Consider the following 16,245-nt stretch of genomic DNA (forward strand, 5'->3'; position numbering starts at 1 on the left):
CGCGGGTTGGTCGAATTTCAGCCTGTCCGTTCATGACTTGTGTAGCCATTTCGCCCTATCACGGGGCAACGCAAGCCGCCCCCGGACCGGAGTCGAAACGGTGAACCGGAACAGCGCGGTCAGGAAGGTTCGATGGGTTCTCCGGTGATGAGCCGTATCAAGCGCTGGACGCGCGCCAACATGCCCACTCGCGAGGGGTTGGCCAGCAATCGCTGGCTGGCGCCGATCGCGCATCGTTTCCTGTCCCCCGAATTATGGCGCTTCACGCGGCGGTCTGTCCCGCGCGGGGTTGCTCTGGGCCTGTTCGCCGGTTTCATCGTGCCGCTTGGCCAGATCTTCCTCGCGGCGTTCCTGGCGCTGCCGACGCGTGCCAATGTCCCGGTCGCGACTTTGGTCACCTTCGTCACCAACCCGTTCACCTTCCCGATCTGGGCGCTCGCCGCGAACCGCGTCGGTACATTCATCCTCGACACCGATGCGACAACCGCACAATCCGCCATGCAGGAGATCGAGGGCGGACGGCTGGACTGGCTGCGCGAGTTGTTCCAGCTTGCCGGAGTGACGGTATTCGGATTCATGGTGCTCGCGATCGTGATGGCGGTGATCGGCTATGTGCTGTCCTCGTGGGGCTGGCGCTGGTGGATCGGGCGCAAGCGGTTCCGCACCATTCGCCGCCGCCGCGAAATGGCCGCCATGGGATCGGAAAACTGAGCGGCAACACCGTCACCGGGCCGCGCGGGCTGTCGAGCTGGCCTGACTGGCTGCCCGTCGCGCTGGCACTGGTGGCCAGTGCCGTCGTCATCCAGCTTTTGACCGGGCTGTGGCTGCTGACTGCCGCCTATGCGGGCGCCGTGCTGGTATTCGCGCTGGCCCTGCGGACGCTGGCCGCGCGTAACGCCGTGCCCGCGCGTGAAAACCTTGCTCCCCCCGACTGGTCGGTCACCGTATCCGCGATCGAGCGAGACAACATGGCCGCCGTCATCACCGATGGGGCGGGACGCGTCGTATGCGCGAATACGCGCTATGGCGAATGGTTCGGTTTCGACAGCGCCCCGCCCGATCTTGCACTTGACGACGCATCGAACGAACGGCTGCGCGAAGCCGCTCGCGAGGCTTGGCGCACGGGGGCCTGCCGGGTGGAATCGCTGGTCGGCACCAGTGGCCGCTGGCATGCCGACGTGCGGCGCGCGGGGCGGGGGCAGGACTATCTGGTCTGGGAACTCGCTCCGGTCGAGATGGTCGACCTGGGTGCCCGCGTAACCCGCCAACTGGGCGACAAGCTGGGCAAGGCACTGTCGCGCGCCGGAATCCAGGCCGCCGCCGTGAACGCCGATGGCGAGATCATGGGCGCGAACAAGGACTTCCTGCGCCGCGCGACAGGCGACAGCGAATCCGAACTGGCAGGCCGCGAATTCGTCGAATTCCTGACCGCCGACGATTACGAGCGCATCTTCTATGCGCGCGAGGGGACGAGCGGCGAGGATCTGCGCCTGCTGCATTTCCCGATCGCAGACCCCGACCTGCCGGTGGACGACAGCGCGCCGTCGCTGTTCCTGATCCTCGACGGCGGCATTCGCGCCAGCGATTCCGCCGCCCTGCCCGAGATCGAGGCGCTGCTTGCGCTGTTGCCCTTGGGCCTGGCGATGACCGATCGCGACGGGCGCTTCCTGTTCGCCAACAAGGCGTTCCGCCGGGCCGCCGGGCTGGAGGAGCAGGGCGAGATCCCGCCGTTCCCGAGCGATCTGGTAGTGCGCGAGGACAAGGGCCCTTTCGCCGATGCGATCCGCCGCCATGCCGCGGGCTCGTCCTCGGCAGGCGCGATGCCGGTGCGGCTTGAGGCGAGCCCCGACGAGCCGGTGACGCTCAGCCTCGCGGGCGTGCGCGGCCTCGGCGATGCCGCCGTTCTGCTCAGCCTGAAGGACACGACCGAGGAGACGCGGCTTAAGCGGCAGGTCGCGCAAGCGACCAAGATGCAGGCCGTGGGCCAGCTTGCGGGCGGCGTTGCGCATGACTTCAACAATGTGCTGACCGCGATCATCGGCTATTGCGACCTGATGCTGCTGCGCCACGCGCCGGGCGACAGCGATTACGACGACATCCAGCAGATCAAGGCAAACTCCAACCGCGCCGCGTCGCTTACCCGGCAACTGCTGGCATTCTCGCGCCAGCAGACGCTGCGGCCGCAGGTCCTGCAACTGCCCGACGTGGTGAGCGAGGTGTCGAACCTGCTCAAGCGGCTGATTGGCGAGAAGATCCAGCTGCGCGTCGATCATGACCGTGCTTTGGGCGCGGTGCGCGCCGATCCGCAGCAGCTTGAGCAGGTGATCATCAACCTGGCCGTCAACGCACGCGACGCGATGATGTCGAAGAGCGACAGCGACGGCGGCGTGCTGACCATCTCGACCCGCAGGATCGGCCCGCGCGACGTGCGCGCCATGAAGAACGAGGTGCTGCCGCCTGCCAACTATACCGCGCTGGTGGTGGAAGATACCGGCACCGGCATCCCGGCCGACGCGCTCGGCAAGATCTTCGAGCCTTTCTATACGACCAAGGAGATGGGCAAGGGCACCGGGCTGGGCCTGTCGACGGTCTATGGCATCGTCAAGCAGTCGGGCGGCTATATCTTCGCCGACAGCCATCCGGGCGAGGGTGCGCGTTTCGCGGTCTATCTGCCCGTCCATGTGCCGGTCGCGGGTTCCGAACCCGCCCGCAAGCAGGCCGAGGCCGAGCCGCGCGCCGTGTTCGGCGGCACCGGCGCGATCCTTCTGGTCGAGGACGAGGATACCGTCCGCGCGGTGGCAGAGCGCGCGCTGACCCGGCAAGGCTATAAGGTCACCACCGCCAAGGACGGCGAAGAAGGCCTGCAGATCGTGCGCGACGGGGGCGAATTCGACATGGTGATATCGGACGTCGTCATGCCGACGATGGACGGCCCCGCCATGGCGCGCGAGATTCGCGAGCTGAAGCCCGACCTGCCGGTGCTGTTCATGTCGGGCTATGCCGAGGAGCAGTTGCGGCGCGAAATCGACTTCACCGGCATGCATTTCCTGCCCAAGCCGTTTTCCGTTGCACAAATTGGAAAGAAAGTTGGGGCTATCCTGGGTGAGCACGCCGCGGCCGCGAAACCCGCGGAAACCGGAGATGGCAGCATGTAGGAAATTTCTTTGTTCTCCACTTGTTCTAGTGGAACATATGCAATACATAGCTGTCCATGCAGTTGACCTTTGGGGGCAACGGACTAGGCATCAGGGGGCCGCGAAATGGCAGCAAATCTGAAACTTGTGAACGGGGTATCCGCCGTGGATCGTCAAAAGGCGCTGGACGCCGCACTCGCCCAGATTGATCGGGCATTCGGCAAGGGCTCGGCCATGAAGCTGGGCAGCCGCGAAGCGATGAATGTAGAGGCGATCTCGACCGGATCGCTGGGACTGGACATCGCCCTCGGCATCGGCGGCCTGCCAAAGGGCCGCATCATCGAGATCTATGGCCCGGAAAGCTCGGGCAAGACCACGCTGGCGCTGCATGCCATCGCAGAAGCGCAGAAGACGGGCGGCACGGCGGCGTTCGTGGATGCCGAGCATGCGCTCGACCCGGTCTATGCCAAGAAGCTGGGCGTCAATATCGACGAGCTGATCGTCTCGCAGCCTGACACGGGCGAGCAGGCGCTTGAGATCACCGACACGCTGGTGCGTTCCAACGCCATCGACGTGCTGGTGGTCGATTCGGTGGCGGCGCTGGTGCCGCGCGCCGAGATCGAGGGCGAGATGGGCGACAGCCACGTCGGCCTTCAGGCCCGCTTGATGAGCCAGTCGCTGCGCAAGCTTACCGGTTCGATCAACAAGTCGAAATGCATGGTGATCTTCATCAACCAGCTGCGCATGAAGATCGGCGTTATGTACGGCAACCCCGAGACGACGACCGGCGGCAACGCGCTGAAGTTCTATGCCTCGGTCCGGCTCGACATTCGCCGTACCGGGCAGATCAAGGACCGCGACGATATCGTCGGCAACGCGACCCGCGTGAAGGTCGTGAAAAACAAGGTCGCTCCGCCGTTCAAGCAGGTCGAATTCGACATCATGTACGGCGAGGGCATCTCCAAGATCGGCGAGATCCTGGACCTTGGCGTCAAGGCGGGCCTGGTCGAGAAATCGGGCGCATGGTTCAGCTATGACAGCGTCCGCATCGGGCAGGGGCGTGAGAATGCGAAGACGTTCCTCAAGGAAAACCCCGAACTCTGCCAGAAGCTCGAATCGGCGATTCGCACCAAGACCGACAAGGTCGCCGAAGAGATGATGACCAATCCGGGCACGGAGGATGATGGCGACGAATGATCGCCCGATCCGGCACGCCATATACGACATGGATGAAGGGGCGGGGAAGCGATTTCCCGCCCCTTTGCGTTGCCGTGACCCGGTCCGGCGGGCAGGCAATCGGCATTTCGATCGAGACGGAACGGGCTTTCGTTGCGATGGCTTCTTGTCGAAACCGCGGTCCTGTCCTAACTGCCGCGCATGACGTCGACCAATGATATCCGCTCCTCGTTCCTGAGCTACTTCGCCGGGAAAGCGCACGAGAAGGTCCATTCCGCGCCGCTCGTGCCCTATAACGATCCCACGCTGATGTTCGTGAACGCGGGCATGGTGCCGTTCAAGAACGTGTTCACCGGGCTGGAAAAGCGTGAGATACCGCGCGCGACCTCGTCGCAGAAATGCGTGCGGGCGGGCGGCAAGCACAACGACCTCGACAATGTGGGCTACACTGCGCGGCACCACACCTTCTTCGAGATGCTGGGCAATTTCTCGTTCGGCGATTACTTCAAGGACGAGGCAATCCTGAACGCCTGGACCTTGCTGACCAGGGAATGGGGCCTCGATCCGGAAAGGCTGACGGCGACCGTCTATCATACCGATGACGAGGCGTTCGACTTGTGGCGCAAGATCGCGGGCCTGCCCGAAGAGCGCATCATCCGCATCGCGACCAGCGACAATTTCTGGTCGATGGGCGACACCGGCCCCTGCGGTCCGTGCAGCGAGATATTCTACGACCACGGCGACAAGATCTGGGGCGGTCCTCCGGGATCGGCCGAGGAAGACGGCGACCGCTTCATCGAGATCTGGAACCTGGTGTTCATGCAGTTCGAGCAGCAGGCCGACGGCACGCGCCAGCCGCTGCCCAAGCCCTCGATCGACACCGGCATGGGGCTGGAGCGTATCTCTGCCGTCATGCAGGGGGTGCATGACAATTACGACATCGACACGTTCAAGGCGCTGATCGCGGCGTCTGAAAACCTGACCGGCGTCGCGGCCGAGGGTGATGCCCGCGCCAGCCACCGCGTGATCGCCGACCATCTGCGCTCGACCGGATTCCTGCTGGCCGATGGCGTGCTGCCGTCGAACGACGGGCGCGGTTATGTGCTGCGCCGGATCATGCGCCGCGCCATGCGCCATGCCCATCTGCTCGGTTCCGCAGACCCGCTGATGCACCGGCTCGTGCCGTCGCTGGTAGCCGAGATGGGGCAGGCCTATCCCGAACTCGCCCGCGCGCAGCCACTGGTCGAGGAAGTGCTCGAGCGCGAGGAAACCCGTTTCCGCCAGACTCTGGAAAAGGGCCTGCGCCTGCTCGACGATGCCGCCGCCGATCTGGGCGAGGGGGACGAGCTTCCGGGCGAAACCGCGTTCAAGCTCTATGACACCTATGGCTTCCCCTATGATCTGACCGAGGATGCACTGCGTTCGCGCAAGATCACGGTCGATCGCGCCGGTTTCGACGCGGCGATGGACCAGCAGAAGGCGGCGGCGCGCGCCGCTTGGAAGGGATCGGGCGACGCCGCTTCGGGCGAAGTCTGGTTCGACATCGCCGAGCGCGAGGGCGCGACCGAGTTCACCGGATACACCTCGACCGCCGGCGAAGGCACTGTCGTCGCGCTGATCGTGGACGGGGCCGAGACGCAGAGCGCGGATGAGGGGCAGGACGTGATCGTCCTTACCAACCAGACCCCTTTCTATGGCGAAAGCGGCGGCCAGTCGGGCGATGCAGGCACGATCACGCGACCCGACGGGCTGAAGATCAGCATCAGCGATACCGGCAAGCCGCTGGGCCGCCTGCACGCCCATCACGGCAAGGTAGAGGCCGGCGCCATCGCGGTGGGCGAGACGGTGCACATGGCCGTCGACGTCGAACGCCGCGACGCGATCCGCGCGAACCATTCGGCGACCCATCTGCTGCACGCCGCCTTGCGCAATCGCCTGGGCGGGCATGTCACGCAAAAGGGATCGCTGGTTGCCGAGGAGCGGCTGCGCTTCGACTTCTCGCACCCCAAGGCGCTGACCGGCGAGGATATCGCCGCGATCGAGGCCGAGGTGAATGCCGAGATTCGCCACAACGAAGCCGTGACCACGCGCCTGATGAGCCCGGACGAGGCCATCGAAGCCGGTGCGATGGCACTGTTCGGCGAAAAATATGGCGAGGAAGTGCGCGTTCTGTCCATGGGCCGTCCGGGAAGCGACGCGCGCAATTACTCGGTCGAGCTGTGCGGCGGCACCCATGTGAACGCGCTGGGCGACATCGGCGTATTCCGCATCGTGTCGGAAAGCGCCGTGTCCTCGGGCGTGCGGCGTATCGAGGCGCTCACGGGCGAAGCGGCGCGCCAGTGGCTGGTCGCGCGCGAGGATGCGCTGAAGGCGATTGCCGGTGCGATCAAGGCCTCGCCCGACGAGGCGCTGGAGCGCGTGCAGGTGCTGATCGACGAACGCCGCAAGCTGGACAAGGAACTGGCCGAAGCGCGCAAGGCGCTTGCGCTGGCCGGTGCCACCGGCGCGGGCGCAGCCGCCGCTCCTGCCGATGAGGAGATTGGCGGGGTGAAGTTCTCGGGCCAGGTGCTCGACGGAATGAATCCCAAGGAGCTGCGCGGCCTTTTGGACGAGGCAAAGAAGCGCATGGAATCGGGCGTGGCCGCGATCGTGACGGTCAACGAAGGCCGGGCCGCGATCGCCGTTGCGGTGACAGACGATCTGACGCAGCGTTTCGATGCCGTCGCGCTGCTGCGCGAAGGTGTCGCCGCACTGGGCGGCAAGGGCGGCGGCGGCCGTGCGGACATGGCGCAAGGCGGCGGTCCGGATGGCGAGAAGGCTGCAAATGCGATCGCCGCGGTCAAGAGCGCGATGGCCGAAACGGTCGCCTGACGATAGCGGGTTGGCTCACGACCTTGCGAATTCGCCTGCGAATGGGCCTTAGGAATGGGTAGGTGAGGTCTTCAGCTTCGGCCGCTTGCTAAGCTCGCCCTCCAGCATCAGCTGGTCGCGGAATTCGTCGCGCTTCTCATGGATAGAGGCGATGACCGGACCCATCGCGACGCCGACATTCACCAGCACGGCCTCGCTAAGCTGCAGCGAGCTTTCCAGCGTTTCGGGCACCGCATCGGTGGCACCCGCGCGGTAGAGTTCGGCCGCGTGGCCGGTATCGCGGGCGCGCGTCACGATCGGCACGTCGGGATAGCTGCTCCGCAGTTTCCGGACGAGCCGCACGGCCAGCACCGGCTCATCCATCGTCAGGATGAAGGCATTCGCGCCGGACAGGTCGATGCGGTCCAGCGCCGGGCCGCGCGCATCGGCATAGAGCAGCGGATGCTGCTTGCGGCGGGCGACATGGACCAGTTCCGGATCGGCATCGATGGCCAGGAACGGGCGCCCGTGCTTCTGCATCATTTCCGCCACCAGCTGCCCGACGCGGCCATAGCCGATGATGATCGAGCGTTCCTGCGTCCCGTCGTCGACCGACACGGGCGGCGCGGCATCGACGCGGCGGGCGACTGCCTTGCCGATCAGCGCCAGGATGGGGGTGATCGTCAGCCCGATGGCGGTGACGATCTGCCAGAACTGCGCGGTCTGGGGCTGGATCAGCTGCGCGCTGGCGGCGGCGGCCATGACGATCAGCGTCGTTTCCGACGGGGCCGACATCAATATGCCGGTCTCGACCGCCGTACCGCGCCGCGCGCCCATCATGCGCAGCAGCACGCTGGTGACCACGGCCTTGACCGTCAGCACGCCGGCCACTGCAATCGCGATGGGACCGATATTGGCGATCACCACGCCAAGATCGACGCCCATGCCCACGGTGATCAGGAAGATCCCCAGCGCCAGCCCCTTGAACGGGGCGGTAATGCCCTCGACCTCGGTATGATATTCGGTTTCGGCGATCAGCAGGCCCGCGATCAGCGCGCCCACGATGGGCGACAGGCCGACCGCCGCGGTGGCCAGGCTGGCGATGATGACGACAAGCAGGCTGGCGGCTAGGAACAGTTCCGGGCTCTTGGTGCGGGCCGCCTGCGCGAACAGTCGCGGCAGCATGAAGCGCCCGCCGATCATCAGCACCGCGACCGTCAGCGCGCCGGTCCATAGCGTGGTCCAAAGCCCGTCCATGCCTTCGGATGCCGCATAGGGAGCCATCGCGCCCAGCAGGAAGATGATGGGGACGATGGCGATATCCTCGAACAGCAGCATCGACAGCGCAGCCTTGCCGACCGGCGATTTCGTGCCGGAAATCGGCAGCACCAGCGCGGTAGAGGACAGGGCGAGCGCAAGGCCGAGGCCCAGCGCCCCGCTCCAGTACTGGCCCATCACCATCAGCGCGAAGGCGACCAGCGCGGCCGATATGGTCAGTTCCAGCGCGCCCAGCCCGAACACCAGCCGCCGCATCGACCAAAGCCGATTGAAGCTGAGTTCCAGCCCGATGGTGAACAGCAGCAGGATGATCCCGAACTCGGCGAACGGATCCAGCCCTTGCGGGTCGGTTATCGTGACATATTGCAGCCATGGATAGTCGAACACCAATCGGCCCAGGCCGAACGGCCCCACGGCCATGCCGACCAGGATGAAGCCGATGATCGGCGTGACGCGAAAGCGCGCGAAGACGGGGATGACGATGCCCGCCGCCCCCAGAATGACCAGTGCATCGGACAGGACGGGGGTAAGGTGCAGTTCGCTCGCCATGGCAAGACGAATATGCAGCTATGCCCGCAGAGGGAAGGGGGCATTACCGGCAAAGCGTTGAATTTCATGCAACGGACCGCGCGCGGATGAAAAAAACCCGCCGGTGCATGTTGGCACCGGCGGGGTTTCCGATCCGGCAAGGGCGGCGGCTTACTGGCCTTCGTCCAGCAGGCCGCGTGCGCGCAGCAGGGGCTGGACCTGCGGATCGCTGCCGGTCAGCGCCCGGAACGCGTCGTTATAGTCGATGGTCCCGCCGCGCGAGAGCACGGTATCGCGGAACTTCTGGCCATTGGCGCGGGTCATGCCGCCATTGGCGTCGAACCATTCCCCGGTGTTCGCCGACAGCATCTCGGTCCACAGATAGGCGTAATAGCCTGCCGCATATCCGCTGGCCCAGACATGGCGGAAATAGCTGGTGCGGTAACGCGGCGGCACCAGATTGGTGTGAAGCCCCGTTTCGGCCAGCGCCGCTGCCTCGAACGCATTGACGTCGGCGGGGATTTCACCGGCCGCAAGATCGTGCCAGTCCATGTCGAGCATGGCCGCGGCCAGCGTTTCGCCCAGCGCATAGCCCTGGTCGAAAGTCTGCGATTCCTGAACCTTCTGCAGAAGCTCCGCCGGCATCGGTTCGCCGGTTTCGTAATGCCTGGCGTAATTGGCCAGCACGGTGGGTTCGACTGCCCATTTCTCGTTCGCCTGGCTGGGGAACTCGACGAAGTCGCGCGGCGTCGCCGTGCCCGACAGCGAGGGATAACGCTGGTCCGCGAACATGCCGTGCAGCGCATGGCCGAATTCGTGGAAGATCGTCTCGACATTATCGAAGCTGGCCAGCGCGGGCTCACCCTCTGCGGGCGGGGGGATGTTCAGCACGTTGTAGATGACGGGCTTTTCATCGAACAGATGCGACTGGCCGACGAAGCCCGACATCCACGCACCGCCGCGCTTGTTGTCGCGCTGGAACGGGTCGAAATAGAACAGCGCCAGTTCCGAACCATCGGCATCGTAGACGGTATAGACCGAGACGGTAGGATGCCACACCGGGAGGTCGGTGCGCTTCTTGAACGTCAGGCCGTAGAGCTTGTTGGCGGCGAAGAACACGCCGTCCTCGAGCACGCGATTAACCTCGAAATACGGCTTGGTCGCATTGTCATCCAGGTCGAACTTCTGTGCGCGAACCTTTGAGGCGTAATAGTCCCAGTCCCACGGCTGAACCGTGAAATTGCCGCCTTCCGCCTTGATCATCGCGTTGATGGCGGCGGCATCCTCGGCCTGGGCCTTGGCGGTGGGGGCGGCCAGGCCGTTCATGAAGGCGATCGCGTTTTCCGGCGTTTCGGCCATGCGGTCGTACATCTGATAGCTGGCGTAATCGGGTTCGCCGAACAGGGCCGCCTTTTGCGCGCGCAGGGTCGCGATTTCCTTGATCAGCGCGCGGGTGTCGTTGTCGCCGCCGCCAACGGTGCGGTTCCAGCTTTTCTCGTACAGGGCCATGCGCGTGTCGCGGTTGTCCAGCGACGACAGCAGCGGCTGCTGCGTCGTGTTCTGCAGGGCGATGACATACTGGCCGTCCAGCCCCCGCTCGCTGGCGGAGGTCGCGGCGGCGGTGATCTCGGCGTCCGACAGGCCGGCAAGCGCCGCGCGGTCGGAAACCACCAGCGCTTCGTCCTTGGTCGCCTGCGTCAGGGTCTGCGAGAATTCGGTGCTCAGCGCCGACAGCCGCGTGTTGATGTCGCGCAGCTGCGTCTTCGCCTCGGGCGAGAGTTCGGCACCTGCGTGGACGAACCGCTCATAGGTCTTTTCCAGCAGCACGGCGTCTTCGACCGTCATGCTCATCGCGGCGCGATTGTCGTAGACCGCCTTGACGCGGGCGAAGATCTCGTCGTTCAGGTACAGCGCGTCGCTATGCGCGGCCAGCTGGGGCGACAGCTCTGCATCGACGGCGTCGAGCGTGTCGTTGGTGACCGTTCCCGTCATGACCGAGAAGACGCGCTGCGCGCGGTCCAGCATCCGGCCGGTGCGCTGCAGGGCGACGATCGTGTTGTCGAACGTGGGCGCCTGGGGATTGTCGGCGATCGCCTGCCATTCGGCCTTTTCGATGGCCATGCCCTGTTCGATCGCGGGCTTGAAATCGCTGTCCTGGATGCGCGTGAAATCCGGCGCATGGAAGGGCAGGGCGGAAGGCTCGGCAAAGACGCCGGTGCCCTGGGGGATTGCGGTTTGCGTGGGTGCGGTTGGCGCCATGGTGGTATCCGTCGCGGTCGTGGTGCATGCGCCAAGCGCTGCGGCGCAGAGCGCCGTGCCGATCAGCAGGGCCGGTTTATACAAGAAATCTCTCCGAGAATATTACGTTCGGGGGGGACGCGGCCCGATCGCCGCGCCAGAGCCGCCCACGATCCGACCGGGGTCGAAAATCGGCAGCCTTGCAGGCTTTATGCCAAATTTCGGTCGCAAATGAAACCATTATGCGGCGAAAGGTGCGATGCCCGGCCCGTCGGCGGGCCTTTTCGGGCCGCGGCCCGGTCAGCCTTGGTACTGGTCCGCAGCCGGTCCGGCCAGCCAGTCTTCCATGATCGCGCTGACGCGATTGACGACCGGGCGGCGTACCAGCTCCGCGTGGGTGACGTTCAGCCGCCGGACGGTGATCTGCGGACCGGTAAGCACACTGCTCCAGCCCGAAAGACGGTCGGGATTGTTGAGAAGATCCGTCGGGTGCATCTTTTCCGCCGCCATCAGCAGGGTGGGGGCGGTGCGCCTGGTATAGCGCAGCGCGGTTGCCGCCTGCACCAGGCTGCCGACGAATTGCGGATTCTCGCTGGTGATGAATTCCGGGATATACTTGGGCCGGAAACGCCCCAGCGTCTTCGGAAACCAGAAGCACAGCGACCGCGCCAGCCTGCGCGCCGCATGGTCGAGACCGTTGGTACGGAGCGACTGCCAGAATTCGTCCCGCAGCCAGGCGAACCAATGCGCCGGCGATGCGCTGCAATGCGCGATCTGCGCGTCGATGACGACCAGCCGCGTCTTGCGTCCGCGTCGTTCCAGCTCGCGCGCCAGCGCATAGGCCATGACCCCGCCGAACGAATAGCCGAGCAATGTCACCTCGCCCTCGGGCTGCTCGTTCTCGATCAGCGGGATAAGGACGTCGACCAGCGTCTCGATCCGCGGCGTGCGGATCATCGCCTCGGCCTGCGGCAGGGAGTGCAGCATGATCAGGCGGCGATGCGCGATCAGGGGTTTCAGGCTGTCGTAATCGGTGTCGGTTCCGCGAATGCCGGGGGCGATGAAGATCGCTTCGCCATCGGGATTGCCTTCGCGCGTGATCGGCACGTCGCGGTGGCGTTCGTGGCTGAGCGCGGTCGCCAGGGCGGCGGGGGTGGAGTGATGGGTCAGCAGATTGACCGGAATAGGCCGGTCGAGAATATCCTCAAGCTCGAGCGCGATGTCGACGCACATCAGCGAATCTCCGCCCGCCGCGAAGAAATCCTCGTCCTTGGCAAAGGGGGCGCGGGACAAGGCGTCTCCGAACAGTCGCGCGATCGTCTCGGCCACGCGGGCATCGCCGGCAGGGGCGGGGGAGGAAGCCGTTTCGGCATTGTCGGGAGTGCTGTCGTGCGGCTGTTCGGTACCCAGCAGCCTGAGCGCGGCGCGGTCGATCTTGCCGTTGGGAAGGCGCGGTATGGCATCGACCCACACGATCCTGTGCGGCAGCATGCTGACCGGCAGGCGCCGGCGCAATGAAGCCAGCACGATGGCATCGTCGGGCGCCTTCCCATCGGCACGGGCGAACGCGATGAGGCGCAGGTCGCCGTCCTCCACCGTCTGGATCACGCTGCCGGCGTCCGTGATCCCGTCCATCGCCGCGATGGCATCGTCCACTTCGGCCAGTTCCACGCGGTGACCGCGCAGCTTTACCTGATCGTCGATGCGGCCCAGGAATTCCAGCCGGCCCGAAGCCGCGATACGGCCCAGATCGCCGGTGCGATAGACGCGCGAATGGCTGAAGCGATCGAAGACGAAGCGGGCATCGGTCTTCACCTTGTCGCCGACATAGCCATGGGCAAGCACCGCTCCGCCGATGCAGATCTCTCCCGCCTCTCCTTCGCCGACCGGCTCGCCGCTTGCCATGTCGCGGATATGAAGCTGTGCCCCCGCTACGGGCACGCCAAGGTCCGGGCTCTGCGTCGATCCGCGTTCGATGGTGGCGATGGTCGTGCAGATCGACGCCTCTGTCGGGCCGTAATGGTTATAGATGCGGCTGGCCCGGCAAGCCGCGAAAATCTCGTCCGCGATGTCTTGGGTCAGCACTTCGCCGCCGCTGTTGATGGCCTTGACCGTGTCTGGGATGGCACCGGCACGCGCCAGCTGGCGAAGCGCGGTGGGAACCCCCTGAAGCAGGGTCGGATGTTCGTCGGCGGTGAATTGTTCGAGCGCGTCGTCCTTGAGCACGACGGCCCCTCCGCAAGCGAGCGGGGCAAAGATCTCGAACACCGAGGGATCGAAGGAGACCGAGGTGACCGCCGCCACCCGGTCAAGCTCGCCATCGCGGAAATGGCGGATCGATCCGAGGATATAGAAGCTGGCGTTATGGCCCAGCAGCACGCCCTTGGGCCTGCCGGTCGAACCGGAGGTGTAGAAGATATAGGCGGGATCGTCCTGTTCGGTGCGCAGTCCGGGCGCCTCCTCGTGCTCCCGGATCGCGGAGGGATCGAGGCGCGTGCCGGTGAAACCCGCGGGAACGATCGCCGGGTCGGACGCGATCAGGACCTGCGCCGCGCTGTCCTTCAGCATGAAGGCGGCGCGATCTTCCGGCTGGGCGATATCGATCGGGACATAGACGCATCCTGACTTCAGCGCCCCGATCATCGCCGCGATCAGATCGATCGAGCGCGGCATCGCGATGGCGACACGGTCGCCCCGCTGCAGCCCTGCGCCGATCAGCGCATTGGCGAAACTGTTGGAACGCTGGTCGAGCGCGGCATAGCTGATCACCTCGCCCCGGCGGATGATGGCCGGCGCGTCGGGCGTGCGCCGGACCTGTTCGCAGAACAGCGCGTCGAGCCGGACCGGGCTCGACCCGGCGCCGCTGGGCGGATTGCCTCGGTCTTGGGACGTGAATTCGAGCTGCGCGTTCACGCTCTCAACCGGCTTCTTCTCGGCGAGAATTCTGCAGCTGTGCCAGTTCGCGCTCTCCGTCGGGTCCGTGATGCGCGATGAAGGCGGCGCGAAACCGCGGATCGCCAAGCATGAAGGGAGCGTCCGGCAAGGTCATGTAACGAACGGCCAGGCTGATGACGGGCGCGTTGAGCGGCCGGAACCCGGGGTTGCGAATGCCGCCTTCCTCGCACCCGGGGAAGAACTGGCCGATCATCAGGCCGGATTCCACATAGTCGGGCTTCAGCTGCTTCTGGACTCGCTCGATCATGGCGGCATCCTCGGCCCCCTCAAGCGCGGAGAAGGTGACGACATAGGCGCGCAGCACGTGCGGGATGCCCGAACCTTCGCCCCACGCAAGAAAATCGCTGCGGACCCGCGCCATGATCTCGCCGATCTGCGCTTCCTCGCCGCGACCGGCGGAACAGTCGGCAAAGCGGATGCCGCCGGACGCGGATCCCTGTCGCGCGAATGGGCAGATCGGGCCCGGCCGGCCGAGATCGGGATGCTTGCTGGTCAGATGGCGCGACACGAAGCAGGCCATCCTGGACAGCGCATCATGCGCCTTGCCCTGGTCATCGGACTCGACGATTTCGCGCACCGTTCTGAACGGCGAGATGGCCGCGGGCTTGATCGGAATCCGCGATTGTATCGTCACTATATACCGACCCTTTGGTCCCGCTGCGTGGCGTTCAGGCGGCATGGCAGGCCAGGCGCCACGCGTCTGCCTTTCCACCGAACATTTTGATGGTAGCCGATCCGGCGCGCTTTTGCGCTTGCGAATTCGGGTGTGCCATAACTAGCCAGAAAGATGTTGCTGTCAAAGGCACTAGCCGGCGGCGAACTGCGGACAGGGCGGATCCTGCGCCCCGATGCATTGCCGCGCCGCACCCAAAAAGCAATTTGATCTCGCCGCGCCGGCTTGCCAGATTGTCGCCATGGATCAGACCCGATTGACGCTCTACGGCCTGCCGCATTCGCTCTATACCGCAAGGGTTCGCGCCTATCTGCGCAAGCAGGGCATCGCCTATGTCGAGGTGCCGCCAACGGATGATCGGTTCGCGGACGTCATCGTGCCGGCCATTGGGCGCGGGATTATCCCGGTAATCGAGATGCCGGGCGGCCGGATCATCCAGGACAGCGTCGATATCATCGACCATTTCGAAACGGCGGGGGCGCCGAAATGGTCCGCCTATCCCGCAGATCCGGCAGTCCGCGCCCTTGCGCATCTTTTCGAGCTATACGCCGTCGTGGGGCTTACCCGCCATGCGATGCATTACAGGTGGAGCTATCTGGAGCATCACGAAGCATTCCTGACCCAGGCGTTCGCGATCGGCGGCGATGAAGCGCGGGCGCAGGCGACAATGGGCCGCATGCAGTCTTATCTGCCGATGCTGGGCGTGAACGCCGATACGATCCCGGCAATCGAGCAGAGCTTTCACCAATTGCTGGAGGGACTTGAAGCGCATTTCGCGCGCCATCCCTATCTCCTCGGCAATCAGCCTTCTGTGGGCGATTATGCGCTGTTCGGTCCGCTATATGGTCACCTTGGGCGCGATCCCGTGCCGCTGGCGATCATGCAGGCCCGCGCGCCCCGCGTCTTCCGCTGGACAGAGAGGATGCATGCCCCCGACCTGGACATGGTCGAATTCGGCGATCGCACGGGCGGGTTTGCAGGGGCGGGCGAACTGCCGGACACGCTGGGCCCCCTGCTGGACCAGATCGGCGAGGAGATCCTGCCCGACCTGCGCGACAGACTGGCGTTTCTGCGCAGTTACGTTGCGGACGGAAAGGCCAGGCCGGGCATGCCGGTCACCGCCAAACCCCACCAGCGCATCATCGGCGAGGTCGAGACTCAATTTCGCGGCATTCCCTATCGCGGAGGCGTGCAGCCCTATGTTTTCTTTCTGTGGCAGCGATTGATCGATGCCGCCGCCTTCGCACCGGAAGCAGAGGCGATATTCACAAAGCACGGGCTCGCCGGGCTGATCGAATGCGAACTGCCGATCCGCGTCGAGCGGCGCGATCATGTCGAGGTGTGGGGCTAGGCGCGACGAGGGCTGGCTCTGGAGGCTCGGCCATGATTTATGGCGCCAATGGCGCGTTTTCG

General features: G+C 65.2%; 9 protein-coding genes. 5 read left to right on the top strand and 4 right to left on the bottom strand.

Going from position 1 to position 16,245, the window contains the following annotated elements; translation table 11 throughout:
• Nucleotides 1–147: 147 nt before the first annotated feature.
• The 4 genes from A9D14_RS19985 (at nucleotide 148) to alaS (ending at nucleotide 7,181) form a co-directional block, all read left to right on the top strand.
• Nucleotides 148–711, top strand: coding sequence for a DUF2062 domain-containing protein (locus A9D14_RS19985; protein ID WP_232468781.1), 564 nt, complete (start codon nucleotides 148–150; stop codon nucleotides 709–711).
• Entirely contained in the window at nucleotides 708–3,155 is a 2,448-nt protein-coding gene (locus tag A9D14_RS04960; RefSeq protein ID WP_066848305.1) for a hybrid sensor histidine kinase/response regulator, read from the top strand. Before A9D14_RS19985 ends, A9D14_RS04960 begins: the two co-directional genes overlap by 4 nt.
• Nucleotides 3,156–3,260: 105 nt before the next feature.
• A complete protein-coding gene (recA, locus tag A9D14_RS04965; RefSeq protein ID WP_066843498.1) occupies nucleotides 3,261–4,331 on the top strand; it encodes a recombinase RecA in 1,071 nt (356 codons plus the stop codon).
• Nucleotides 4,332–4,511: 180 nt separating this feature from the next.
• On the top strand, nucleotides 4,512–7,181 hold the full coding sequence (gene alaS / locus A9D14_RS04970) for an alanine--tRNA ligase (RefSeq protein WP_066843501.1): 2,670 nt from the start codon (nucleotides 4,512–4,514) through the stop codon (nucleotides 7,179–7,181).
• 48 nt (nucleotides 7,182–7,229) lie between these two features.
• Here the strand turns inward: alaS and A9D14_RS04975 are convergent, their stop codons facing one another.
• The 4 genes from A9D14_RS04975 to A9D14_RS04990 all read right to left on the bottom strand — a co-directional run bounded on the left by A9D14_RS04975 (nucleotide 7,230) and on the right by A9D14_RS04990 (nucleotide 14,793).
• On the bottom strand, nucleotides 7,230–8,987 hold the full coding sequence (locus A9D14_RS04975) for a cation:proton antiporter domain-containing protein (protein WP_066843504.1): 1,758 nt from the start codon (nucleotides 8,985–8,987) through the stop codon (nucleotides 7,230–7,232).
• Between the two features lie 150 nt (nucleotides 8,988–9,137).
• Complete coding sequence (locus A9D14_RS04980; protein WP_066843507.1) at nucleotides 9,138–11,309, bottom strand: M3 family metallopeptidase; 2,172 nt, start codon at nucleotides 11,307–11,309, stop codon at nucleotides 9,138–9,140.
• Nucleotides 11,310–11,504: 195 nt separating this feature from the next.
• Nucleotides 11,505–14,117: an amino acid adenylation domain-containing protein gene (locus A9D14_RS04985; RefSeq protein WP_066843510.1), complete on the bottom strand. Its 2,613-nt coding sequence runs from the start codon at nucleotides 14,115–14,117 to the stop codon at nucleotides 11,505–11,507.
• Nucleotides 14,118–14,121: 4 nt separating this feature from the next.
• A complete protein-coding gene (locus A9D14_RS04990) occupies nucleotides 14,122–14,793 on the bottom strand; it encodes a DUF6875 domain-containing protein (RefSeq protein WP_083987654.1) in 672 nt (223 codons plus the stop codon).
• A gap of 280 nt (nucleotides 14,794–15,073) precedes the next feature.
• Here A9D14_RS04990 and A9D14_RS04995 point away from each other — a divergent pair, with 280 nt between their 5' ends.
• Nucleotides 15,074–16,183, top strand: coding sequence for a glutathione S-transferase family protein (locus A9D14_RS04995; RefSeq protein WP_066843514.1), 1,110 nt, complete (start codon nucleotides 15,074–15,076; stop codon nucleotides 16,181–16,183).
• Nucleotides 16,184–16,245 lie beyond the last annotated feature (62 nt).

Origin of the sequence: Croceicoccus marinus (assembly GCF_001661675.2) — a bacterium.
Taxonomy (GTDB): Bacteria; Pseudomonadota; Alphaproteobacteria; order Sphingomonadales; family Sphingomonadaceae; genus Croceicoccus; species Croceicoccus marinus.

Bases quoted from the DNA above. Each gene is read 5' to 3' on its own strand.
- A9D14_RS19985 (WP_232468781.1), top strand. From the start codon at position 148: ATGAGCCGTATCAAGCGCTGGACGCGCGCCAACATGCCCACTCGCGAG.
- recA (WP_066843498.1), top strand. From the start codon at position 3,261: ATGGCAGCAAATCTGAAACTTGTGAACGGGGTATCCGCCGTGGATCGT.
- alaS (WP_066843501.1), top strand. From the start codon at position 4,512: ATGACGTCGACCAATGATATCCGCTCCTCGTTCCTGAGCTACTTCGCC.
- A9D14_RS04975 (WP_066843504.1), bottom strand. From the start codon at position 8,987: ATGGCGAGCGAACTGCACCTTACCCCCGTCCTGTCCGATGCACTGGTC.
- A9D14_RS04995 (WP_066843514.1), top strand. From the start codon at position 15,074: ATGGATCAGACCCGATTGACGCTCTACGGCCTGCCGCATTCGCTCTAT.